Genomic DNA, 21,831 nt, shown 5'->3' with positions numbered 1-21,831 from the left:
TCCCGTTGCGCCTCCTTCGACATGGCACGAACATGCGTCACCTTTATGCCGTAGATCTCCTCTGTGGTCCGCCTGGCTGTACGGATGCGAACGGCCTCCCACAGGACGGGACCGGGGGTTCCACCCGGTTGCATCGACCGTTCGGACACCCCTGATGCCCCACTCCCCCGCGATCGACACCACTCAGCCACACTCGGCCCGCGTGTGGAACTACTGGCTCGACGGCAAGGACCACTACCCCGTCGACCGCGAACTCGGCGACCAGATCCTGGACCTGCACCCGAAGATCGCCGTCGACGCCCGTGCCGGCCGCGCCTTCCTCATGCACACCGTCGCCCTCCTGGCTCGCGAGGAGGAGGGCGCCACCGCTTTCGTCGACCACGACCTGCGCGAGACCGGCCGGGTCCTGGAACGGAGCGCAGAGGTACTCGACCTCGATCGACCGGTCGCACTGTCGGCCATCGGGACGCTCGGGCACACCCCGACACTGAGCGAGGCCGTGGACCTCGTCCGCGCCTACACCGACGCCCTGCCCTCCGGCAGTTTCCTGGTCCTGGCCGACGCCGTCCTCCCCGACCGGGGCAGCGCCGCCGAAGCACTGGACGAGTGGAACCGTGAGGCCGCGCCCACCTGTCGGGGCCGCACCCCGGAAGGGTTCGCATCTTACTTCGAGGGGCTCGAACTGCTGGCCCCGGGCGTGGGGCCGCCCCCTCTCTGGCGTCCGGCGGCTGTGGACGTGGGCCGGGCTCCGGACACCGACATGTACGGCGCGGTCGCCCGCAAACCCTGACCACAGCCGGGGTTCACCCGCTGGTCAGCAGACGGCGGACCTCGTGGTCGCCGACCTGGGTGAAGTCGGTGTACCACTCCCCGACCGCCCGGAAGCCGGCGGGTACTTCGATGGCGACGACCCGGTCGCACAGATCTGTGGGGTCGGCGTCGGGCGCGCGCACGGGAACGGCCAGCACGAGGGAGGCCGCGCCGTTCTCACGCACGTGGCCCAGGGCGGCGCGTGCGCTCATGCCGGTGGCGAGGCCGTCGTCGACGACGATGACGTCGCGACCGCGTACGTCGGGTTCGGGGGCTCCGCCGCGGTAGAGCTCCACGCGGCGGCGGGCCTCGCCCTGTTCGACGGCGACCGCGTCGGCCAAGCCGTCCTCGGTGAGGCCGAGCCGGTCCAGTGCGGCCCGGTTGAAGATGGGCGGGCCCTCGTAAGTGGTGGCGCCGACGGCGACCTCCGGGCTTCCGGGCACGGGGATCTTGCGGGCCACGACCACGTCCAGTGGCGCACCCAGGCGGCGTGCCACCGGGGCGGCCACGGGTACGCCCCCGCGTGGCATGGCGAGTACGAGCGGGTTCTGCCACTGTGTGGCGGCCAGTTCCTCGGCCAGGCGTTCACCGGCCTCGTGTCGGTCTCGGAACACCTTCCTCACCTCAGCTCTCTTCAGTCGCCGTCCGGGTCTGGGCGCCGTAGCGGGCCCAAGCCCGACGATCCCGGCAAGCCCGACGAGACCGCTGCGTTCTTGGTCGGGCCCTGTTTGGGGCGCTCTACCCGCCCCCGGCCCGCAGTTACCCTCTGGCGGAGGTGTCGGCACAGGTCAACCTGCGCGTTCATCCCCGATCGGACCCCTGCCGCGCGATATCCCGTCCGGGTGCGCCGGTGCGGGGCAGGACCCGAGCCGTCGGACGCAGGGACGTTCCTTCCTGAGCGGGCTCAACGGCCCGGTGTGGAGAAGGCCACGGCGTTGGCCAGGACGATGACACACACCGCAGCCCAGGAGAGCGGGTCCAAGTACTGCTGGAGCACGGCCATGCCGACCAGGCTCGCCAGTACCGGATTCACGCTCATGAAGATGCCGAAGAAGTGGGCCGGGACCCTGCGCAGCGCGAGCATGTCGCTCAGGAACGGCACCGCCGAGGAGAGCACCCCTGCCAGAAGGGCACACGCCAGGGCCCAAGGGGTGGGCGGCATCAGCCACAAGGCGACGGCGCCCACGGGCAGGTAGACCAGTCCCGAGACGGCCGCGGCCGCGGCCGAACCCTGGAGCCCGGGCACCCGGGCCCCCACCGACCGGTTGAGCAGGACATAACAACCCCAGCACACCGCAGCCACCAGGGCCAGGCCGATCCCGACGTAATCGGTGCTGGGCTGCGGCCGCAGCAACACCACCACGGCCGCGCCCGCGGCCAGGGCACACACCAGGTCGACTCGGCGTCGCGAAGTGGCCAGGGCGACGGTGAGCGGCCCGAGGAACTCCAGGGTGACGGCCAGACCGAGGCCGATGCGGTCGATCGCCATGTACAGGGTGAGGTTCATGCAGGCGAAGACCGCGGCGAGCCCGAGGATCGGCCGCCACTGGTGAGCGCTGAACGAGCGAATCCGCGGCTGTCCCACGGGGGCGAGCACGAGGGCGGCCACCCACTGGCGTACGGCGACCACACCGACCGGACCGATGACGGGAAAGGCCAGGGAGGCCACCGAGGCGCCGACCTGGTTGGACAGTCCGCTGCCGAGCATCATGGCCGCACCCACCGTGCGGGAGGCGCGGTCGGTCCCGGACGTACGCGGTGCGGTGTCGTGGTCGCTCATGGCCCCGAGCGTGGCCCTGCCCGAGGCATACGCCAAATGCATAAGCGGCGCTTTCCATACGCTGAACGTATGAGCAAGCGTGATGTGGAGCTGCGGCACCTGCGCTGCCTGGTGGCCGTGGTCGACAACGGCGGCTTCTCCGACGCCGCCCTGGAACTGGGGATCTCCCAGGCCTCGGTCTCGCGCACCCTGGCCTCGCTGGAGTCGGCACTCGGCGCACGTCTGCTGTACCGGACGAGCCGGGTGTGCACACCCACGACGGCGGGACTGACGGTGCTGGCACGGGCCAGGTCCGTGCTCACGTCGGTGGAGGACCTGCACTCGGAGATCGCCTCGGGACACAGGCTCGTCCGAGTGGGGCACCCGTGGTCGGCGCTGGGCCGGCACACCGCCGAGTTCCTGCGTGTGTGGGAGGAGCGCCATCCTGATGTGGAGCTCCGGCTGGTGCGCCACAACAGTCCCACGGCCGGGCTGGCGGAGGGCATGTGCGACCTCGCTGTGGTGCGCACGCCGGTGGACGCCCGCCGCTACGAGCACACCGTGGTGGGCCACGAACAACGGTGGATCGCCATGGCCTCGGACGACCCGTGGCGGCGACGGCGCTCCGTACACCTGTCGGAGCTGGCCGGGCGCACCCTGGCCACGGACCTGCGGACCGGCTCGACCACCGTGGAACTATGGCCCGAGGGGGAACGCCCGGAGGTGGAATACACCCAGGACGTCGACGACTGGCTGAGCATGATCGCGACCGGCCACTGCGTGGGGCTGACCCCGCACGCGACCACCACCCAGTACCGGCGCGAAGGCATCGTCTACCGGCGGGTACGCGGGGCCGACCCGGTCGCGGTGCGCCTGGCCTGGCACCGGCACGACCCGCACCCGGCCGCGCACGCGACCGCGGTGTTGTTGTCGGAGCTGTACCGGGTCGATGGTTCGGGGCGGTAATTCTGAGGGGCGGGGAATGTGGTCGTCGAGGTTTGGGTGTTGGGGACGATAACGGTGGTGTTGTCGTGCCCGGGGACCATGATTGGGTGATCTTGTCCTGCCGTGGGGTGGTGGTTCCTCGGTGTCGGGAGTTCAGCCCGGCCGGGATTTTCCGGCCCTGCTCGACGAACCCCCTCCCCAGGCGCCCGGCAGCCAAAAGAACGGTGGGCACGTCCGTCCCCCTGTGGTGGCTTCATCGTGACCACCGCTTGCGGCGTGGGCACGGCCGCTCGCTCCTGCGAAGGCAACGACGGCCCCGGCCGGCCAGTGGTGGCCACATTGAGACCAGGGGACGGCGGGCGTGTGCGCGGAGGCGGGCACCCCCTTCGTATTCTACCGCAGAAAAGCGGGCCGGTGGAGTTATCCACAGCCCCCTGCGGAAAAGTGAGCACGCGGATACGAAGCGATTCAAGAGAACACCGGAAGAGGGGGTAAGGGTTTTGCTGCCTTGTGGAGAATGCCATTCCCAAAGGGGGTTCTTTTAGAATGGAAGCATGGCGAACCACACCGCAGCACCCGGCACAGGAGCGTCCCCGACACGGCCGCTGCTGAGCTGATCGCTGCGGCCGGGACGGTCATCAGAGGATTGCGGGGAGCCCCGGCCGGGCTACGCTCGACGCTCCGACGAACACCATCCACCCGAACCGGTCCACACCCACCGAGAGTCAGAACCCGCCCATCACCGGTCCGTGGTTCCCCATCCCTGCCTCGGGAGACCCCGCCACTCTACGGCACGCTCGGGCACAAGACCCCGAACGACCGGAACGATGGCGGACGCCGGTGCGGTCCGACCTACGCCACGCACTCTCTAGGCGTGCAGGGGTTCGATGACGCAGAACTCGTTGCCCTCGGGGTCGGCCAGGACCACCAGGAGGTAACCGTCCTCCTCGAAGAACGGGTGCCGCACACGGGCGCCGAGGCCGGTGAGGCGCTCGGTCTCGGCTCGGGCGTCCTCGACGTGCAGGTCGATGTGCATACGGTTCTTGCCCTGCTTGGGTTCGGAGACCTCTTGCAGCAGCAGCGGCGGGAACCGCCCCTCGGGGTCGGAGAGGGTGAGGTAGGGCGAGTCGTCGCGTTCGGCGGCGCGGAACCCCAGGGCCGCCGACCAGAACCGGGCAGATTCACGCAGGTCGGAGGTGTCCAGGACGTAATTCATGCGCATGGGCGCTCCCCCTCAGCCGATGCGGACACCCCGGAAGGGCTCGGCCAGGTGCCCCTCGGGCAGGCCGGCCTCGGCGGCGTTGGCGGCCATCCATTCGCGCAGCATCGGTTCGAGTTCGGCGATGTCGCCGACCTGGCTCTTGTGCGCGGCCAGCGCCGCCACCTTGCGTTCGAAGACGTCGGTGATGTCCGAGTACTGGTCGGGGCGGGGCCCGCCGACCACCCACACCTCGGGCACGGCCCACGGCGCCAGGCCTTCCTCGTGGAGGAGTTCGCGGTGGGCGTGCGGGTTGCGGGCGTCGGGGAAGACCGCGTTCATGGCGGCCTCCCCGGCAGCCATGTGGTCGGGGTGGCTGGCCGGGATGCTGTCCCAGTCGCGCTCGGGACTGGGGACGACCACCCGCTGGGGCCGGACCTGGCGGATGACCCGCGCGATGTCGCGGCGCAGGCCGAGGGTGGGTTCGAGCCGACCGTCGGGGTGGCCGAGGAAGCGCACGTCGTCGACGCCCACCTCGGCGGCGGCCCGGCGCTGTTCCTCGCGGCGCATCGCGCCGATCTCGGAGCTGTCCATGGTGAGCTCGTCGCCGCCGGCCTCGCCGTCGGTGGCCATGAGGTAGACGACCTCGGCCCCGGCCCGGGTCCACAGGGCCACGGTCCCCGCGCAGGAGAAGTCGGCGTCGTCGGGGTGAGCCATCACGACCAGGGCACGTTCGGGCACGTCAGCCACCGGGGCTCCTTCCGTTGCGGGCATGCCCGCGTGTTCGGGGTCGTTCCCATCGTACGGATGGCCGTTCGGACCCCGGGCACGGAGGAGGGTGAGGCATCGGACACCGTCGGGACGGCTGCTCGTGCCCCGGCCGCGCCGGTGCTGCCACGCCTGGTGCTCACCTTGGTCCAGGCGCCTCCGTGGCCTTGAGGGAAGACTCCGGTGCACGCACCGAACGGCCCCGAAGACCCCTGCCGGAGAATCTCTACCCCGGACGGCTCCTGTTGTCCCGAGGTGTTCGGGGCCGTTCTTCCGGGAGCGCGCAGCGGGCCCCCGACCCGCACAGCCGCGCCTTCCACCCCGATCGGCAAGAAAAACTCACTCGGGGGAAGTAGATATTTTCTGCCGAGGGGGTTCGGTAACCTGAGAGGACAGCAGATGCGAGGCGCCGGGGAAGGCGCAGGAGCAGGGACATCCCTCGACCGGACCCGCGGGGTCGGCACCGGCTGTGGCGCGAACTGCTCGGAGCCCCTCCGATGGGCCGTGTCGAGGGTATCGAGCGCAGAGGATGCAGTGAGCCCAGAACCGCGAGACATCGACGACAAGTTCGACGACGAGGACTACCCGGCTTACAGCATGGGCCGGGCCGCCGAGATGCTGGGAACGACGCCCGGGTTCCTGCGGAGCCTGGACAGGACGGAAGTGATCGCACCGCTGCGCTCCTCGGGCGGCCACCGCCGTTACTCCCGTTACCAGCTGCGCATCGCCTCCCGGGTCCGGGAACTCGTGGACAGCGGCACGCCGCTGGATGCCGCGTGCCGGATCATCATCCTGGAGGACCAGCTCAAGGAGGCCCAACGCCTCAACGCCGAGATGCGTGCCGACCACGAGACCTGAGACACCGTGCGCGCCGTGCCGGCCTCAGGCGGCCCTGCGGCGAGCGGAGCCCCGGTTCCCGTTGCGGCGCCGCCCGCGCGGGGCACCGGACTGCCGGCCTACAGGTGCTGGAACCGTGACGGGGACCCCGGACGGGGCCCGTGCACCGGTCACCCGGCTGAGATCCGCCCCGTCCGAGTGCACGCTCCTGGTGCTCGCGGTGATCTCCGCCGTACTCAACAGGCGTGACATCGCCCGACGCTGATGGGGCAGGATCAGGCTCACCACGCTGCCGCCGGCCCCGGCCCTCGCGGTCCGGCCACCGCGGTGCAGGTAGTCCTTGTGGTCCTGGGGCGGATCGACGTTGACCACGAGATCGAGGTCGGCGATGTCGATCCCGCGGGCCGCGACGTTGGTGGCCACCAGCACGGTGGCACGCCCGTCCTTGAACTGTTCGAGGGTCCTGGTCCGCTGCGACTGGGACTTCCCGCCGTGCAGGCCTCCCGCCGGGACCCCGTTGGCAAGCAGGTGCGAGACCAGTCTGTCGACGGCCCGTTTGGTGTCGAGGAACATGATGACCCGCCCCTCGCGGGCGGCGATCCTGGTCACGGTCGCACGCTTGTCGTCCTCACCGATGTGGAGGACGTGGTGCTCCATCGTCGCCACAGCCCCGGCCGAGGGGTCCACGGAGTGGACCACGGGATCGTGGAGGTAGCGGCGGACCAGCCGGTCCACGTTGCGGTCCAGCGTCGCGGAGAACAGCATCCGCTGCCCGTGGGGAAGCGTCCGGTCGAGCAGGTGGGTCACCTGCGGCATGAAACCCATGTCGGTCATCTGGTCGGCCTCGTCCAGGACGGAGATCTCCACCCGGTCCAGACGGCAGTCCCCGCGTTCGAGGAGGTCGGCGAGGCGACCGGGCGTTGCCACGACGACCTCGGTACCACGGCGCAGCGCCCCGGCCTGGCGGCCGATGGGGAGCCCGCCCACCACGGTGGAGATCCGCAGTCGCGCCGCACGGGCGTAGGGGGAGAGCGCCCCGGTGACCTGCTGGGCCAGCTCACGGGTGGGGACCAGGACCACGGCCAGGGGCTGGTGCGGGGAGGCGGTCCGGCCGGACAGACGGGAGAACACGGACAGCCCGAAGGCAAGGGTCTTTCCCGAGCCCGTGCGTCCGCGCCCCAGCACGTCGCGCCCGGCGAGGGAGTTCGGGAGCGTCGCCGCCTGGATCGGGAAGGGCTGCTCCATCCCGAGTTCGGCGAGCTTCGCGCTCAGCGGCTCGGGCAGGCCCATGTCGGCGAAGGCGTGGACCGCCGGCAGAGGCGGCGTGGTGGTCACCGGGAGGGCGAAGTCCGAGCGCTGCGGGGCACGGCCCTGCTTCCGATCGTTGTGGCTGCGGCGGTGCTGCCCGGACGTGGACGGGCGGGGCTTCCGGTTCCTCCTGGCGGCGGTGGTTCTGTTCATGTACGACCTTTCTCGGGTCGGGGACGCGTGTGCCCGGCAGGAGGGGGCTCCGGCACGGAATTCGGGCACACGTGGAAAATGGTGAACACAGAAAGAGCTGTGGCCCGCACCCGGGGGTGCGGGCCACAGCTCTGCGTGGGTCGTCAGCCTCAGGAGGCGACGATGTTCTCCGCCTGCAGACCCTTCTGGCCCTGCGTGACGTCGAAGTTCACCTGCTGGCCTTCGAGCAGCTCACGGTACCCGGAGCCGGCGATGTTCGAGTAGTGGGCGAAGACGTCTGCTCCGCCGTCCTGCTGCTCGATGAAGCCGAAACCTTTTTCCGAGTTGAACCACTTCACGGTGCCAGTCGCCAAAATAAATCTCCTTCAGGGCGGTACACGAGGCCACACTGCGTGTCCTCGGTGTTGCCGCAATGATTGCCCGTCCGGCAAAACCGGATCGCGCAAAGCGCACCCGGAGTGAACCTGGAGCACGCCAAAGTCTTGGGTAACCACAACTGCAACTGTCAACAACAGTAACACGATGAAAGCGCTTGTCAACGAGGGTTCGGTTTCAATTTTTCTGCGCAATAAATATTGTCGGTAGGCCTTCGATGTTTCTGTCGTGGCCGAGGGAGATTTTCTGACGCCGACGGGAGGACGCCGGTCCCGCACCCGTCCGGGCCCGGCCGCGGCGAGCGCTCCACGTACGAGCCGTCCCCGCAGAACCCCGGCCGACTCTGCTTGTTCGACCGTCCGCACCAGCCGCCGACGGACCGCGGCGATCACCTCAGGGACTGTGTTTCGAATCTCAGGATGCACCGAAAGGGGCCGCGACGGGATCGGTGGGTCCGTTCAACCGACGCGGCCGACGCCTCTCGGGGTTCTTCTGCACGGCCACGGCCGGACCAGCACGCCAGAACGACGGCGCACCGCTGTCGTGACAAAAATATTCCGCCTCGGACCCGAAGCCGTCCATTTCTTCGGCCCACCCACACGTGCGCGCCATGCTGTTGCCATACTTGTCGATGAGAGTGATCGTCGTCCCGTGGGAACGGCGTGGGACCGCTCTCCCGATGCTCGAGACCGACGTTCCCGGGTCGGGAGCGCTCGTGTGGCGGACACTTCACCAGGCAGACCGGGGACATCGACCGGCGGTAGGGGTACGGCGCTTTCCCGGTCAAGCAGTTGGAGGCGCGTGCCGCTCAGCCAGGTCACCGGCCAACCGGCGGACACGCTCGCGGGCCGCCTCCGGTCCGAGTACCTCGATGTGGTCACCGAACTGGAGCAGCTGCCGCACCGACTCGACATCGGGGTAGCGGACGACGACGGTGCACCACCCTTCCTCTGCTCGGGAGACCCCGTGGATGCGGGTGCCGAGAATGCGGTGTGCGAGATCGAGGCGGCTCTCCCGGAGACGGACAGTGACACTCACCCGGCCTGGTGACTCAATGCGTTCCTTCAGCGCGGCCCACCTGGTGCGGAGCGTCTGATCCGCACGGAGGGCAGCCGGCTCGCCGAGCATCTCGTAGGCCGAGAGCCGCTCCAACGCGAACAGCCGACCACTCCCCCGGTCGTCAGCGACGAGGTACCAGCGGCCCGACTTCGCCACGATCCCGTACGGGTCGACCACGCGTGTGGACGCCTGCCCCTCGGCGCTGCGCCGGTACCGAATGCGCATCCGCCGTCGATGCCGCAGCGCCGACGCCAGGTCGGCGATGTCCACCCCCGTTGCCGAACCTGCCAGCCACGCGGTGCTGTCCACCACCACCAGGTCCGCCAGAGGCGCCAGGTTCGAAGCTCCGGGTGTCTGGGCCTGCCGGGCGGCGATCTTGCGCGCGGCCGTCCCATGCACCGCAGCCAGTCCCAGGCGCTCGAGGTGCTCGCCGTCCAACCCAGCGACGGACAGCGTCTCCAGTTCCCGGGGTTCCAGGTGGGAAGCGTTGAGTCGTGCACCGGGGAGCAGGACGACCCCGCCGTTCCGGCCCCGTTCGGCATACACCGGTACACCTGCCGTCGAGAGCGCCTCGACATCTCGCAGCACGGTCCGCCGGGACACCTCCAGACGTTCGGCGATCTCGGTGGTGGTGATGCGCCGACGCGTCTGCAGGAGCAGTAGGAGATGCAGCAACCTCGAAGCCTTCATGCCGACCGAGTCTCACAGAAAAGGTGACAAGTTCTGTCGTGTTCAGGCGCTCAACTGGCGCGGTCCCGAGATCCACCGACCGGAGGAGCGTTCCATGCCCACGCCCAACCTGTTCCTGATCTACGTCAGCAACGCCGAGGCCGCCACTGCCTTCTACAGCAACTTGTTCGAGATCGAACCGAGCTTCATCAGCCCCCGCTACGTGGCTTTCGAGGTTGCGCCCGGTGTCCTTTTCGCGCTGTGGACCGGCCGCAACGAACACGCGGTCCCGAGCACCCCGCGCACGTGCGAGATCGGGCTGATGCTGCCCGGGCCGGCGTCCGTGGTGGAGGAGACCTGCACGGAGTGGGTCGCAAAGGGCGTCCGCGTGGTGGAGGAACCGCACGACGCCGTCTTCGGCCGCACATTCGTGGTAACGGACCCCGACGGGAATCTCATCCGGGTCTCCCCGGTGGACTGACCCGCACGAACCCCACATCCACCATGTCCGCCTTCGAGGAGTCGGCCACGCCCGGTGTATTCAGCCACGAAGGGCTCCGGGCCCGTCTCAGAAGTCGTCGGTGTGCTTGGCCGGACGCCGCCGGGGTACCTCGCCCCGGCGGCTCGCGCGCCTCGCCGCCGTTGACGCCGGCCGCGGAGGTCGCGCAGGTCAGCAAGGTCCTGGCCGCCACACAGACAGGTGGAGCTCGGAGCGGGGTCTGCCAGGGTCAGTGGGCTCCTCTCCTCCTCTCTCGGCATGGATCGACTGGGAGTCGATCGTGGCGCGGGAGCAGTCCAGCAGGGCGCCTCTGTCCAGCTCGTCCAGGACTGATCGGTGGATGCGGGGCCACAGGCCGTTCTCGGTCCGGGTCCGGAACCCGCGGTGGTCGGTGGCAGTGCGATCGGGCGGTGCCGCGTCGACCTGTTCTGGGTCACCCCTGCCCTGGCGCCGGCCGTGGTGGACCACAACCGTCACCCCGGCCCCAGTCCGACCACACCCTGCTCTGGCCGCATCGGCCCCGCGCGCGTGGGCGTGGAAGCAGCCCTGCCCGAGTTCGTCCGAGCCACAGGGCTCAGGCCGGCACGCGCCATGCCCGTTCCGGTCCGGTGCGGGCCCCCTGAAAGGGACGCACCGGTACCCGCGCTGATTCGGCCCACGCCCCTCGTCCTGGGCCCCGGCCGTGGCCCAGGCACCGCATCCCACAACTGCTGCCCTGGCACACGCACCGCACCTGCTTGCGACGAATCGGGCCGACCACAACTTTCCGGAGCGGGAGAAACCGGTGGCGCACGTCGGCTCCGGTTCGCCAAGCTCCTGCCATCGCAGTCCACCGACGGAGACCGCATGACACGGACCCAGCAAACCGATCCGGCTCCCTCCCAGGAGGAACTCGACCTCAAGCACTGGCAGACCCACGACGTACACGCCGCCACCGCCGGACTGCTGCACAAGATCTCCCGCCGGCCTGCCCTGCGTCCGCACGTACTCGGCCGACGGCGCGAACGACCAGGGGCACGGCAGAGGGAAGGCCGCCGTCTCCTCGGGCCGAGTGCTCGCACCTGCCCCCCTCACCAACGCACCGGCAGAGTCGCCGGCCCGCGGGCGAGACGGTCATCGCGGAACTCGACCTTGTCGGCGGGAACCGCCAGCTCGAGTCCGGGGAAGCGGCGCAACAGCTCTCGGAGCGCCACCTGCAGCTCGATGCGGGCCAGTTCCGCGCCGAGGCAGTAGTGCGCACCGTGGCCGAACGCGAAATGCTTGCCCGGCGGGCGACGCAGATCCAGTTCGTCGGGGTCGTCGCACAACTGCGGGTCGCGGTTGGCCGCACCGGTGTGCACCGTGATGGCCTCGCCCTCGCGGAGGGTGGCCCCGGGGAACTCGACGTCCCGGGTGGCGATGAACGGGTAGCCGGTGCCGGTTCCGAGGGGGACGAACCGCAGCAGTTCTTCCACGGCGCCGGGAAGCAGCTCCGGTTCGGCCCTCAGCAGCGCCAACTGGTCGGGGTGTGTCAACAGCGTGAACGTGAAGTTGGCGATCTGGTTGCTTGCGGTCTCGTCCCCTGCCAGCAGGAGTGTCACCCCGAAGACCGCCAACTCGTCCTCGGAGAAGTCCTCGTCGTCCAGTGCCGCGGCGAGCACGCCGATCATGTCGTCGGCGGGGTGGCCGTGCTCGACCATCCCGTCCAGCAGACCGGTCACCATGCGTTCGATGCGCGGCCGCATCCATTCGATGTGCTTGGAGGTGAACGCCCTGGCCAACAGCCTGCGCACCCGCTGGTGCTCCGGCGGGTCCATGAACAGGATGCTCGGGTCGGTCTGGATCATCGACACCGGCCTGGCACGTCCCGGCCGAGCGCGGCCGAACGGCTCAGCGCCCGGTCGGTGAGTGCCTTGCGCACGTCGGCGTGGTCGACCGCCAGCCATCCCTCACCTCCGTAGGGCATGGTCACCCGCGACGGTCCGCCCCTGCCCCGCAGCTCGGCGTACTCAGGGCGCATCCGCAACTGGTCGTTCGCACCGAACGGGTACGGGCAGCGGAACCGGTCCGGTGCTGCGCCGTCCTGTCCTCGGTACTCATACGCTCTCTTCTCGATGGGTCACACTCGCGCTCACTCGTCGTAGCCACGGCTCTTTCGGGGAAACGCGTTCGGTGCGGACTCGCCGCACACGGCGGTCACAGGTGCACCGCCCGTCTGGAACGGTCCAGGCGTTCGGTGTACCGGGCCAGGAGCTCTCCTGCCTTCGCCAGCAGGCGTTCGGTCAGGTCCGCGACGTGTCGGCGCTGCCAGGGAGCGAGGTCGGTGCCCGCCAGCCAGGAGTTGCACGCCCCCATCGCGGAACCGCAGAACACCAGGTGATCGACCCGGCGCTCGACCTCACCGCGGACGGCCGATTCGAAACCGGTCTCCAGGTAGGACCGCAACGCGAGGGCGAGGCGATGCTTCGGATCGTGCTCGCCCACCGCGGATTCCGGGGACAATGCGCGCAGCCGGGCGGCGGCGCCGGCTGCGGCCTCCTCAACGGGGCACCGCAGGATGCGGGACTCGACCTCTTCACGCACCGCCGGATCCAGTGCGGACGGCGACTCGTGTGCGCGCCACAGCTCTTGCAGCCGGGCCGCCCCGGCGGGCAGGAACACGCCCCGTTTGACCACGTTGGCGCGGACTCCCCACTCGAACAGGTCCGGTGCGGGGGCGGGATCCACGTCGTGCGGCGCCAACCCCTGCAGTAGGTCTTTGACGGCCCCGCTCGTCGCGGCCTCCGGGGTGCACTGGTTGATGGAGCCGGTGACGAGGAACTCCGCGCCGAGAAGGAACGCCGCTGCGGCCGCTTCCGGGCTCCCGATGCCACCTGCGGCGCCGACGTGCACGTGGGCCGCGCCGTAGGCTTCGCGTAGCCGCAGCACACCGCGGGGCGGAATGTGTCAAGTCCAATCGGACACGGACCAGTGATCGTCAAGCCACTTCTTGCAGGTGTCGAGCACAATGCTCGACAGCACCCTGCTCCTGGGGCTCGTTGATCCAGGCGGCCTCGGGAAGACCGGGCAACACGGGCCGGCGGGTGAACCGCTGCGGGTGGGCCGCCCGGAACGCCTCGATGGTCTCGCCCCGCTTGTGCCGGATCGCGTGTGCGGTACCGATATGGGCCGTGAAAGGCGTGTGCAGACCGATCCCTTGAGGTTGCTTCGGCTCGGTAGACAGGTACCCGCTTTCGGGTAGTTTGTCACCGAATAAGGAGTCTGAAGTACCCAAGACCTGTCCCGCGTACCCGCCGGAGTACCGCGACCAGATCATCGCCCTGGCCCACTCCGGACGCACACCCGAGGACCTGGCCACCGAGTGCGAACCCTCGGCCCAGACCATCCGTACCTGGACAGTAAAAAAGGGCCCACCGGATGGTGGACCCTTCGATGACCTGCTGCTTCTGTGTCGGGACGGCGGGATTTGAACCCACGACCCCTTGACCCCCAGTCAAGTGCGCTACCAAACTGCGCCACGTCCCGGCCGTCGCCGCATCGCGTACGGCGACCAACAGGATCCGACTCTATCGCACTCGCAGGGGCGCTCGGACCAGTGCGCCCCGGGTCGAAGTGTGTCCGGGTCCGGCCGGTCCCGCCGTCCCGGCCTCGACCACGACCGCTCCGGGGGCCGGAACGAGCTCGGTCCCGTCGATCGGCTCGGGCCCGCCCCGCCCGCGATCGGACGACCGGCCGTTCTTGTGCCCCCGTCTCCCGTCCGCCCCAACTCTGTCGTGGCCACATCCGGCCAGATATGAAAAATTCTCACGTTGGTGACCGCTCCCCCAGGCACGGGCCAACGCCCCGGTACACCCGGCCGAATCCCCGGTGCACCGGAGTCGTCACCGTCGGTATCCGGTCACGTACACATGTGCTTCCAGAAAAAGCCGAACCCGGGATCGTACCCAGCCGCTCCCGGCGGATCCACCGCAGGGGCACCGTGGCCACGCCCCCACCCGTTGCCGGAAAGGCCCTGTTCGTCTTGAATGACCATCGCCCCCGTCCCCTGCTGGCCCCGCTCGGGGCCGTGAGGATCCCCGCATGGCGTCCCTGCACCGTCGCGGCTTCCTGGCCGCCGGGGCAGGCCTGGGCCTGGGCCTGAGCCTGCCGTCCCTGCCCGTGTCCGCCACGACCCACGACCGTCTGATGCGACGGACGCTGGACCGTGTGACCGCCCCCGAGGGCACCACCCTCGCCGAGGTCGCCACCCCGGTCGGCGACGGGTACCGGTTGCTCAGCTCCGGTCCCGGATGGCCGATCCAGGTGCGCGAGGACCTGGTGGCGGCCGACCCCGGCCGCGACGAACGGCGTACCGCTCTGACCGCGTTCGTGCAGTTCACCGACACCCACGTGGTCGACGTGCAGAGCCCCGTGCGCTTCGAGTACACCCACCCGGTCCTAGGCACCGGCGCCCACCGGCCCCAGGAGGCCTTGGCGCAGATCGGCGCCTCGGCCCTGGTGCAGCGGGTCAACGCGCTGCGGGCCGGACCGGTCACCGGCCGGGGGCTGGACTTCGTGATGACCACAGGCGACAACACCGACAACCACGAGCAGATCGAGCTGGACTGGCTCATGGCGATCCTCAACGGTGGTTCGGTCACACCCAACACCGGGGATCCGTCCGGGTTCGAAGGGGTACAGAACTGCGGGTCGGAGCTGTACTGGCAGCCCGAGAGCGACATGGCCGACCGGTACAAGACCGAGGCCGGGTTCCCGCACCTGCCGGGGTTCCTGGAGGCGGCGATCGCGGAGTTCACGGCCCCGGGCCTGGACATCCCCTGGTACTGCACGATCGGCAACCACGACAACACCCCGGCCGGGACCCTGCCCGCGGGATCGTTGACCGAGGCCTTCACCGGCGACCGCAAGATCATGTTCGCCGAGGGTGAGGCGGCCGAGCAGGCGGCGGCCGCTCAGGCCGACCCGGACCAGGTGGGTGAGCTGCCCGAGGAGGTGGAACGGAACCAGCAGGTCGACACCTCCGGTTCCACGACGCTGGTCTCCACCGTGACCCCGGACGAGCGGCGGGCACCCTTCGACACCGAGGGTTTCGTGGCCGCGCACCTGGACGGGACCAACACCGGCCCCGGCCCGGTCGGGCACGGCTTCACCGAGGACAACGCCGACGGCACGGACTGCTTCTACACCTTCACGATCGCCGAGGGCGTCACGGGCGTCAGCCTGGACACCACGACCCTGGCCGGGCTCGCCAACGGCTCGATCGGCAAGCACCAGTTCGACTGGTTGGAGCAGACACTGCGGGCGGCCAGCTCGACCTACTACGACCTGCTCGGGCGTCGCCAGACCCAGGACGTGACCGACGAGCTGTTCATCCTGTTCAGCCACCACACGAGCGACACCATGGACAACCCGCTGCCGGACAGCCGCCGGCCCGGGGAGGTGCGCTACATCGGCGGGGTCCTGGTCGGCATGCTCAAGCGGTACCCGAACGTGTTGGCGTGGGTGAACGGGCACACGCACGCCAACACGGTGCGGGCTCACACCTCCGACCGTCCCGAACGCGGGTTCTGGGAGATCAACACCGCCTCGCACATCGACCATCCGCAGTTGGCACGCTGCATCGAGCTGGTCGACAACCGGGACGGGACGATGTCCCTGTTCACGACACTGCTGGAGGCCGACAGCCCCTACCGGGTCGACCACGGGGACTTCTCGCCCGCGGGGTTGGCGTCGCTGTACAGGGAGCTCTCCCTCAACGACATCCACGCCGACGCCGCGAACCTGGGCTCGGAGGCCGACCGGAACGTGGAACTGCTGGTGGCCGCCGGCCGGTGACCGCCGGTCCCCCTGCGTCCGGGGCCGGAAGGAGGGGCCCGGCGTGTCAGGCGGTGCGCCGGGCTCGCAGGACGACGTCGTTCTTGTGGGCGCTGCCCTCGGGTGCGGCGTCGACGCGTGGGCGCACCTCGTCGGTCTCGACGGTCCATCCGTCCTGGAGGAACCCGGCGAACTCCGGGGGCTGGTAGTAGTCGGCCGGGTCGTGGTCGCCGCCCTCGTCCCCCCGGAGGTCGCTCATGTCGTGGCCGACCACCAGCAGTGTGCCGCCGGGTGCGACGGCCTCCACCAGCCCGAGGAGGGCGATGTGGTCCTTCTCGCGCAGGAGCGGGAAGTAGTGCAGGGAGACCAGGTCGTAGGAGGCGGGTTCCGGCGGCTCCTGGGCGAGATCCTGTCGGCGCAGCGCCACGGGCAGGCCCCGGCACACCTGGCGTGCGCGTTCGAGCGCGACGCTGGACAGGTCCACGCCGGTGACGGTCCAGCCGTGCTCGGCGAGCCAGTGCGCGTCGCCGCCCTCGCCGCATCCGACGTCGAGGGCGTGTCCGGGGGCCAGGTCTGCAGCTTCGGCGACCAGGGTCCCGTTGGGGCGCCCGCTCCAGAGCTGGGCGCGGTCGCTGTACATCCGGTCCCAGAACTGCTCGTCCATGTTTCCCCCTCGTCGGTGCGTCGTTCCCCCCATCCTGGCCCACCACGGGACCACGAGGAGAATATTTTTGCCGATATGGCAAAACAGTAGGCGGATGTGGGGCCGGGACGCTCACGGGTTCAGAGGAGGCCGGTGAACCAGTCGACGGCCGCGTTCGCGACCTCCTCCAACGCCCCGGGTTCGGCGAACAGGTGCGTGGCTCCGGGGACCACGTGCGTCCGGCGCGGCCCGGCCAGCTGGGCGGCCGCCTCCTCGTTGAGGCCGAGCACCGTGGCGTCGTCGCCGCCCACCACCAACAGCGTGGGGGCCTGGACCCTGGCCAGAGCCGAGGACCCGGCAAGGTCGGGGCGTCCGCCCCGCGAGACCACGCCCGCGATCAGATCGGGGGCCTCGGCTGCGGTACGCAGCGCGGCGGCCGCGCCGGTACTGGCACCGAAGAGGCCCACGCGCAGCGCCGAGAGGTGTTGCTGCTGCCCCAGCCAGAGCACCGCCCCGGCCAGGCGTTCGGTGAGCAGGTCGATGTCGAAGCGTTGGCCCTCGTGTTCGTCCTCCTCCGGCGTGAGCAGGTCGAACAAGAGCGTCGCAATGCCCGCTTCCTCGAGCTCGGCAGCCACAGCACGGTTGCGTGCGCTGTGCCGGGAGCTGCCGCTGCCGTGTGCGAACACGACGATCCCCGTCGATCCCGCGGGTACGGCGAGCCGGCCGGGGAGCGATGCCCCGGGGAGCGGCAGGGTGACCTCGTACTCGTCCATGTGTGCCTCCCGTGGGGCCGGCGGTGGTTCGCGGTGGCCGTGCAGGCCACGCGTTTCCGGTGCGGAGGGTCCTGTGCCCCTCGTCCGCCGCCCCTACCCACGTGTACCGTCCGTTGCCCGGCCACGGGGCTCTGATCTGCGGATCCGGCCCCGGGCGGACCGGGGGCCGGCACCACGCGCGGTGCGGGTCCCGGGGCGTCCCCTGCCGAAGGGTTACTGTGCGAGCACACAGACCCGATACGAGGAGTCGGCCGTGCTGATGATCCGACCATCGACCGCCGTCCGCGCCGCCGTCCTGGGCCTGGCCACGGGTTCACGCAGTTCCCTCGGACCGTGTGCCCCGCTGTGGTCCCGCGCCCGCGCCCACGGGCGCAAGGGCCTGCTGTGTTCGACCGTACTGGCCGTGGCCGGGGAACTCGCCATGGACAAGGTGCCGGGTATGCCCGGCCGCACGACCGGTCCGGTTCTGGCGCTGCGTGTCCTCAGCGGGGCCGTGGGCGGGGGCCTGCTCGCGCTCGGGCTCGGTGAGCGGGTGGTGCCGACCGCCGTGATCGCGGCACTGGCCGTTCCGGCGAGCGCTGCGGCGGGGGTCGGCTGGCGAGCGGGGTGGAGCGGCCCGGCCCATGTCGACGCGGTCCTCGAGGACACCGCCGCGCTCACCCTGGCCTGCCTCGCGGTTTCGGGCACACGCGCCGCCGTGTCATGAGACCGAGAGGTGCTCGAAGTCGAGAAGGCCGACTCGGCCAGGACACCCTCGACCCCACGGAGTGACGGCTCTCGACCGGACGGGCAAAATCCGTGCCCCGTTCGGGGTTGTCAGCCGGGTCCGGTCAGGCCGTGCCGCCCCCGGTAGGCGGCGGTCGGTGGCACGCTCCACCCTTCCGTCAGTGCCGGAGAGGGGCGGTGGACCTCCACCCCGAGCGGACGGCACACCTCGACCGGGTCCCGCGCGTCCGGACCCCACAACGGAACGGAGAGGTCTCCGCCCGGGCAGGTCGACAGGGCGCACAACAGGTCCTGCTCCGCGAAGAACTCGAAGAAGTCGCCCGGCCCGGCGGGCGAGGCCTTCATGAAGTACTGGTCCCGGTCGTTGAGGCCGGTGCACTGGAAGACGTTGAGGACGTCGTGCACGTCGAACTCGGTCAGCCCGTGCGGCAGGACCGCGCGGGTCAGGTTCGAGTGACAGTGGCGGTCGAAGTCCTCGCCGGTCAGCATCCGGTTCACGTACGGGTCGCACCGGGTCCCGAGCAGGTCGTGCACCCGCCCGCCCTCCTCGTCCGTCCCGTACCACTCCAGGGTGTCGTTGGTGATCGTGACCAGAGGACGCAGGTACGGCAGGGTCGACCACAGCCGGTCGTGGCGGCTCACGTGCGCACGCTGCAACTGGCGTGTGCGTGAGGCCCACAGGCGCTCGCGTGGATTGTGCCGGTTCCAGACGTTGAGGTCCCCGACCTGGGGCCCTTCCGGGGTGGAGATCCGGCACAGATGTCCGGCGGGGACCTCCCACGCCTGCCCGGAACGGATCGGCAGCACGAAACGCTCCACCAGTTCCCGCTCCCCGGTGTGTTCGGCGAGCCGGTCGTAGAAGGCGGTATCGACGTGCAGGGCGCTGCCCTCACCGGATCGGTAGGCGGCCTCGGGTGAACCCAACGGTCCCCTCGCTTCCGGGCGGGCCCGCACCCCGGGCACGCCCTGCAGACACCAGGTACGCCCGGGAACCTACCCCGCTCCCTCCGGCCGGAAAGAGAGGAAGGCCGGACGACCCCTGCCCCCGCATCCACCGGCCGTCCGACGGCATGCGGCTGCCGCACGGACCGTGAACGGGAACCGGATCCGGCCGAGCATCGAACAAAACGGCAATTCGATCCCTCGGGACCTGACACAGAACAACTGATTGCGCCTCGCACTACATTCAACTTTCGGCGCCATGGACTACGATCGGAACCTATGCCCGACCTGATGAAGTTCCGGATCGGTGACCTGGCGAAACACATCGGGGTCAGCGCCCGCTCATTGCGCCACTACGAACAGAAAGGACTTCTGTCACCTTCCCGGGACGAGAACGGGTACCGGGTCTACGACCAGCTCTCCGCCGTCCGGGCCGACAACATCAAGCAGCTTTTCGAGGTCGGTCTCACCTCTGCGGATGTCATCCACTACATCGAGAACGGGTACCTGGACCGCCCCCTGGCCGAGTCACCGCACTGCCCCGCCGAACTGGACACCGTACGGGAGCGGCTGTCCGGTTTGGACGAGCGCATCGCACGGCTCCAGAGCCTGCGGGAACGGCTGGCCTCCCACCACGCCGAACTGGCGTGCGCCATCGGGCCGGAGCAGGCACCCGAGCCCCATGAGAGCGGGACGCCCGGGGCGTGCTCGGAAGGCATGAGCGGCTGAACACCCCGCGGGTATCCTGTCGGCCGGCGTCCGGTTTCCGACGGAACGACAACCGTCCGGACGTGCGAGCAAGGGAGCAAGGTTGACCTTGACACCAGTGTCAACCTCCTAACGTCCACCCATGGTTTCTCTCGAGAAGAAGGACGTCGCCGGAACAGGATGGCTCCTCTGCCTCCTGCTGGTCACGTTCGTCATCGGCACCGATGACTTCATCATCGCGGGCGTGCTACCAGCTGTCGCCTCCGATCTACAGGTCAGCGAAGCCGCGGCGGGACAGTTGGTCACCGTCTTCTCCGCCACCTACGCGGTGGCCGCACCCCCCATCGCGGTAGCGACGGCCCGGTGGCCACGCAAGACCCTGATCGTGGGAGGTCTGCTGGTCTTCGCGGTGCTCAACCTCGTGACCGCGTTCGCGCCCACGTACACGGTACTCATGGTCCTGCGCGTGCTCGCGGCCCTGGTGGGCGCATCCATCACACCCGCGGTCTTCGGCACGGCCGGGCGGATCGCCGCCCCGGACAAGGTCGGCCAGGCCATGGGCGTGGTCGCCGCGGGGCTGACCGTCTCCCTGTTCGTGGGGGTGCCGACCGGTTCGCTCCTGGGAACCACTTTCGGCTGGCGCTCGGCATTCATCGCGGTGGCCCTGCTCACCGTCGCCGTGTTGATCGCGTGCGTGGCTCTGCTCCCGCGCCTGCCCGGCGCACCTGAGATCGGGGTGCGCCAGCAGCTGAGCATCCTGTCGCGTCCCGCCGTATTGACCTGCGTGGTCGGCACGGTAATGGGCGCCAGTGGCGGGTTGCTGGTCTACACCTACATCGGCCCCATCACCGAGGCCCTCAGCAGCCAGGGCGGCGTGATGCTCGCGGTGTTCATCGGCACGGTCGGTGTGGCCGGCGCGATCGGTACCTTCGTGGGTGGGCGCCTGACCGACCGATGGGGAGCTGACCGCACGCTGATCGCGACCTTCGCCGTGCTGGTCCTGGGCGCAGTGGGCCTGGCCTCGGCCGGCCTGCTGTGGCCGGGCACTACCCCGGTCTGGATGGTGGTCGTGGCACTGGCGGTGTACGGTTTCGGCGGATGGGGCTTCAACCCGCCCATGAACACCCGCGCTCTGAGTTTGGCCGGCGACGCCGGAACCGAGGCGGTGGCGCTCAACACCAGTGGCCTGTATGTCGGTATCGCTGTCGCGGGCGCTGTGGGCGGCGGTGCCATCACCCTCTACGGCGGAACCGGTGCCGCAGTGGCCGCGTCCGCGATCGGCTTGGTGATGCTGGTGGTCATGGTCCTGTCGGTACGTTCCTACCCGTCGACCATCGGCGAGAGCACCCACGAAGGGAGCCCCACGGGCTGAGCCGGTTCGGGGAGGGCCGCCTCGTCGGGCCCTCCCGAGCCCGGCGTGGGGAACCGGACCAGAGCTCCCATCCCACATGGACAGCAGGAAAGGGCCCACCGGACGGTGGGCCCTTCGAGCACCTGGTGTTCTTCTGTCGGGACGGCGGGATTTGAACCCACGACCCCTTGACCCCCAGGCAAGGTGAGCCCGGCCGAGGGAGGTCGAGAAGGGTCGCTCAGGAACATGAACACCCTGGTCAAGGCACATCGCCTGGCCAGCAGAGGACGGGAACGGTCGTAGAGGGGCGCCGAACGGCGCCCCTCTTTCAACCCCACCTCTACCCCACCAGGCTGGCCTCGCCACATCCGAGCCGCGGAGCCCTGGCGACGCCCGGGGCCCCCGTTCCGAACCTCGCCTGAAGCTCACGCCGGCCCCGGACACTTACTCTCCCAATGAGGTGATCCCAGCGACTTTGAAGTGGGATGAAAACGGCAAACCGAACCTGAGGGGAG

At 69.8% G+C, this 21,831-nt stretch carries 21 protein-coding genes and 1 tRNA gene; 8 read left to right on the top strand and 14 right to left on the bottom strand.

The window, feature by feature from the left end; all coding sequences use genetic code 11:
- The first annotated feature begins 154 nt into the window (after window positions 1-154).
- Entirely contained in the window at window positions 155-790 is a 636-nt protein-coding gene (locus D456_RS0120765) for an SAM-dependent methyltransferase (RefSeq protein WP_017578100.1), read from the top strand.
- A 13-nt stretch (window positions 791-803) separates the two neighbouring features.
- Here the strand turns inward: D456_RS0120765 and D456_RS0120760 are convergent, their stop codons facing one another.
- Both D456_RS0120760 and D456_RS0120755 read right to left on the bottom strand, forming a co-directional pair.
- Window positions 804-1,424 carry a phosphoribosyltransferase gene (locus D456_RS0120760; RefSeq protein ID WP_017578099.1) on the bottom strand — a complete coding sequence of 207 codons (621 nt, stop codon included), beginning with the start codon at window positions 1,422-1,424 and terminating at the stop codon, window positions 804-806.
- A gap of 290 nt (window positions 1,425-1,714) precedes the next feature.
- The gene (locus D456_RS0120755) at window positions 1,715-2,590 is read right to left on the bottom strand and encodes an EamA family transporter (protein ID WP_204366793.1); all 876 of its coding nucleotides are present in this window, start codon (window positions 2,588-2,590) and stop codon (window positions 1,715-1,717) included.
- A 69-nt stretch (window positions 2,591-2,659) separates the two neighbouring features.
- On the opposite strand from D456_RS0120755, the gene D456_RS0120750 reads away from it, so the two are divergent.
- The gene (locus tag D456_RS0120750; protein ID WP_017578097.1) at window positions 2,660-3,535 is read left to right on the top strand and encodes a LysR family transcriptional regulator; all 876 of its coding nucleotides are present in this window, start codon (window positions 2,660-2,662) and stop codon (window positions 3,533-3,535) included.
- Window positions 3,536-4,382: 847 nt separating this feature from the next.
- Here D456_RS0120750 and D456_RS0120745 read toward each other — a convergent pair.
- Window positions 4,383-4,736 (bottom strand): VOC family protein, encoded by a 354-nt coding sequence (locus tag D456_RS0120745; protein WP_017578096.1) that lies wholly within the window; start codon window positions 4,734-4,736, stop codon window positions 4,383-4,385.
- 12 nt (window positions 4,737-4,748) lie between these two features.
- The gene (locus D456_RS0120740) at window positions 4,749-5,462 is read right to left on the bottom strand and encodes a PIG-L deacetylase family protein (protein WP_017578095.1); all 714 of its coding nucleotides are present in this window, start codon (window positions 5,460-5,462) and stop codon (window positions 4,749-4,751) included.
- Window positions 5,463-6,014: 552 nt separating this feature from the next.
- Here D456_RS0120740 and D456_RS0120735 point away from each other — a divergent pair.
- Window positions 6,015-6,338, top strand: coding sequence for a MerR family transcriptional regulator (locus D456_RS0120735; protein ID WP_017578094.1), 324 nt, complete (start codon window positions 6,015-6,017; stop codon window positions 6,336-6,338).
- A gap of 24 nt (window positions 6,339-6,362) precedes the next feature.
- Here the strand turns inward: D456_RS0120735 and D456_RS0120730 are convergent, their stop codons facing one another.
- From D456_RS0120730 to D456_RS0120720, 3 genes are all read right to left on the bottom strand, one after another.
- On the bottom strand, window positions 6,363-7,778 hold the full coding sequence (locus D456_RS0120730) for a DEAD/DEAH box helicase (protein WP_017578093.1): 1,416 nt from the start codon (window positions 7,776-7,778) through the stop codon (window positions 6,363-6,365).
- Between the two features lie 149 nt (window positions 7,779-7,927).
- Entirely contained in the window at window positions 7,928-8,131 is a 204-nt protein-coding gene (locus tag D456_RS0120725; RefSeq protein WP_017578092.1) for a cold-shock protein, read from the bottom strand.
- Window positions 8,132-8,936: 805 nt separating this feature from the next.
- Window positions 8,937-9,902 carry a helix-turn-helix transcriptional regulator gene (locus tag D456_RS0120720; RefSeq protein WP_026116076.1) on the bottom strand — a complete coding sequence of 322 codons (966 nt, stop codon included), beginning with the start codon at window positions 9,900-9,902 and terminating at the stop codon, window positions 8,937-8,939.
- Window positions 9,903-9,996: 94 nt separating this feature from the next.
- Here D456_RS0120720 and D456_RS0120715 point away from each other — a divergent pair, with 94 nt between their 5' ends.
- Window positions 9,997-10,362, top strand: a complete 366-nt coding sequence (locus tag D456_RS0120715) for a VOC family protein (protein WP_026116075.1) — start codon at window positions 9,997-9,999, stop codon at window positions 10,360-10,362.
- Between the two features lie 1,088 nt (window positions 10,363-11,450).
- Here the strand turns inward: D456_RS0120715 and D456_RS24710 are convergent.
- The 4 genes from D456_RS24710 to D456_RS0120695 all read right to left on the bottom strand — a co-directional run bounded on the left by D456_RS24710 (window position 11,451) and on the right by D456_RS0120695 (window position 13,884).
- On the bottom strand, window positions 11,451-12,206 hold the full coding sequence (locus D456_RS24710) for a cytochrome P450 (protein WP_017578089.1): 756 nt from the start codon (window positions 12,204-12,206) through the stop codon (window positions 11,451-11,453).
- Complete coding sequence (locus D456_RS27295; protein ID WP_017578088.1) at window positions 12,203-12,379, bottom strand: hypothetical protein; 177 nt, start codon at window positions 12,377-12,379, stop codon at window positions 12,203-12,205. The genes D456_RS24710 and D456_RS27295 overlap by 4 nt, the downstream gene beginning before the upstream one ends.
- Before the next feature lie 176 nt (window positions 12,380-12,555).
- Window positions 12,556-13,287, bottom strand: a complete 732-nt coding sequence (locus tag D456_RS0120705; protein WP_017578087.1) for a beta/alpha barrel domain-containing protein — start codon at window positions 13,285-13,287, stop codon at window positions 12,556-12,558.
- A gap of 523 nt (window positions 13,288-13,810) precedes the next feature.
- A tRNA-Pro gene (locus tag D456_RS0120695) sits at window positions 13,811-13,884 on the bottom strand.
- A gap of 555 nt (window positions 13,885-14,439) precedes the next feature.
- Here D456_RS0120695 and D456_RS0120690 point away from each other — a divergent pair.
- A complete protein-coding gene (locus D456_RS0120690; RefSeq protein WP_017578085.1) occupies window positions 14,440-16,194 on the top strand; it encodes a TIGR03767 family metallophosphoesterase in 1,755 nt (584 codons plus the stop codon).
- Window positions 16,195-16,240: 46 nt separating this feature from the next.
- Here D456_RS0120690 and D456_RS0120685 read toward each other — a convergent pair whose 3' ends face one another.
- The gene (locus D456_RS0120685; RefSeq protein ID WP_017578084.1) at window positions 16,241-16,837 is read right to left on the bottom strand and encodes a class I SAM-dependent methyltransferase; all 597 of its coding nucleotides are present in this window, start codon (window positions 16,835-16,837) and stop codon (window positions 16,241-16,243) included.
- 119 nt (window positions 16,838-16,956) lie between these two features.
- A complete protein-coding gene (locus D456_RS0120680; protein WP_017578083.1) occupies window positions 16,957-17,589 on the bottom strand; it encodes a dienelactone hydrolase family protein in 633 nt (210 codons plus the stop codon).
- A gap of 259 nt (window positions 17,590-17,848) precedes the next feature.
- Here D456_RS0120680 and D456_RS24705 point away from each other — a divergent pair, with 259 nt between their 5' ends.
- Window positions 17,849-18,295, top strand: coding sequence for a hypothetical protein (locus tag D456_RS24705; RefSeq protein WP_040699800.1), 447 nt, complete (start codon window positions 17,849-17,851; stop codon window positions 18,293-18,295).
- A 110-nt stretch (window positions 18,296-18,405) separates the two neighbouring features.
- Here the strand turns inward: D456_RS24705 and D456_RS0120670 are convergent, their stop codons facing one another.
- A complete protein-coding gene (locus tag D456_RS0120670; protein WP_017578081.1) occupies window positions 18,406-19,239 on the bottom strand; it encodes an urea carboxylase-associated family protein in 834 nt (277 codons plus the stop codon).
- A 297-nt stretch (window positions 19,240-19,536) separates the two neighbouring features.
- Here D456_RS0120670 and D456_RS24700 point away from each other — a divergent pair, with 297 nt between their 5' ends.
- Complete coding sequence (locus tag D456_RS24700) at window positions 19,537-19,986, top strand: MerR family transcriptional regulator (RefSeq protein WP_017578080.1); 450 nt, start codon at window positions 19,537-19,539, stop codon at window positions 19,984-19,986.
- A 121-nt stretch (window positions 19,987-20,107) separates the two neighbouring features.
- Window positions 20,108-21,337, top strand: coding sequence for an MFS transporter (locus D456_RS0120660; RefSeq protein WP_017578079.1), 1,230 nt, complete (start codon window positions 20,108-20,110; stop codon window positions 21,335-21,337).
- Window positions 21,338-21,831: the final 494 nt, after the last annotated feature.

This window comes from Nocardiopsis kunsanensis DSM 44524, from assembly GCF_000340965.1.
Taxonomy (GTDB): Bacteria; Actinomycetota; Actinomycetes; order Streptosporangiales; family Streptosporangiaceae; genus Nocardiopsis; species Nocardiopsis kunsanensis.
Note: the sequence above shows the minus strand (reverse complement) of the source record. Positions and strands in the feature narration are given on the sequence as shown.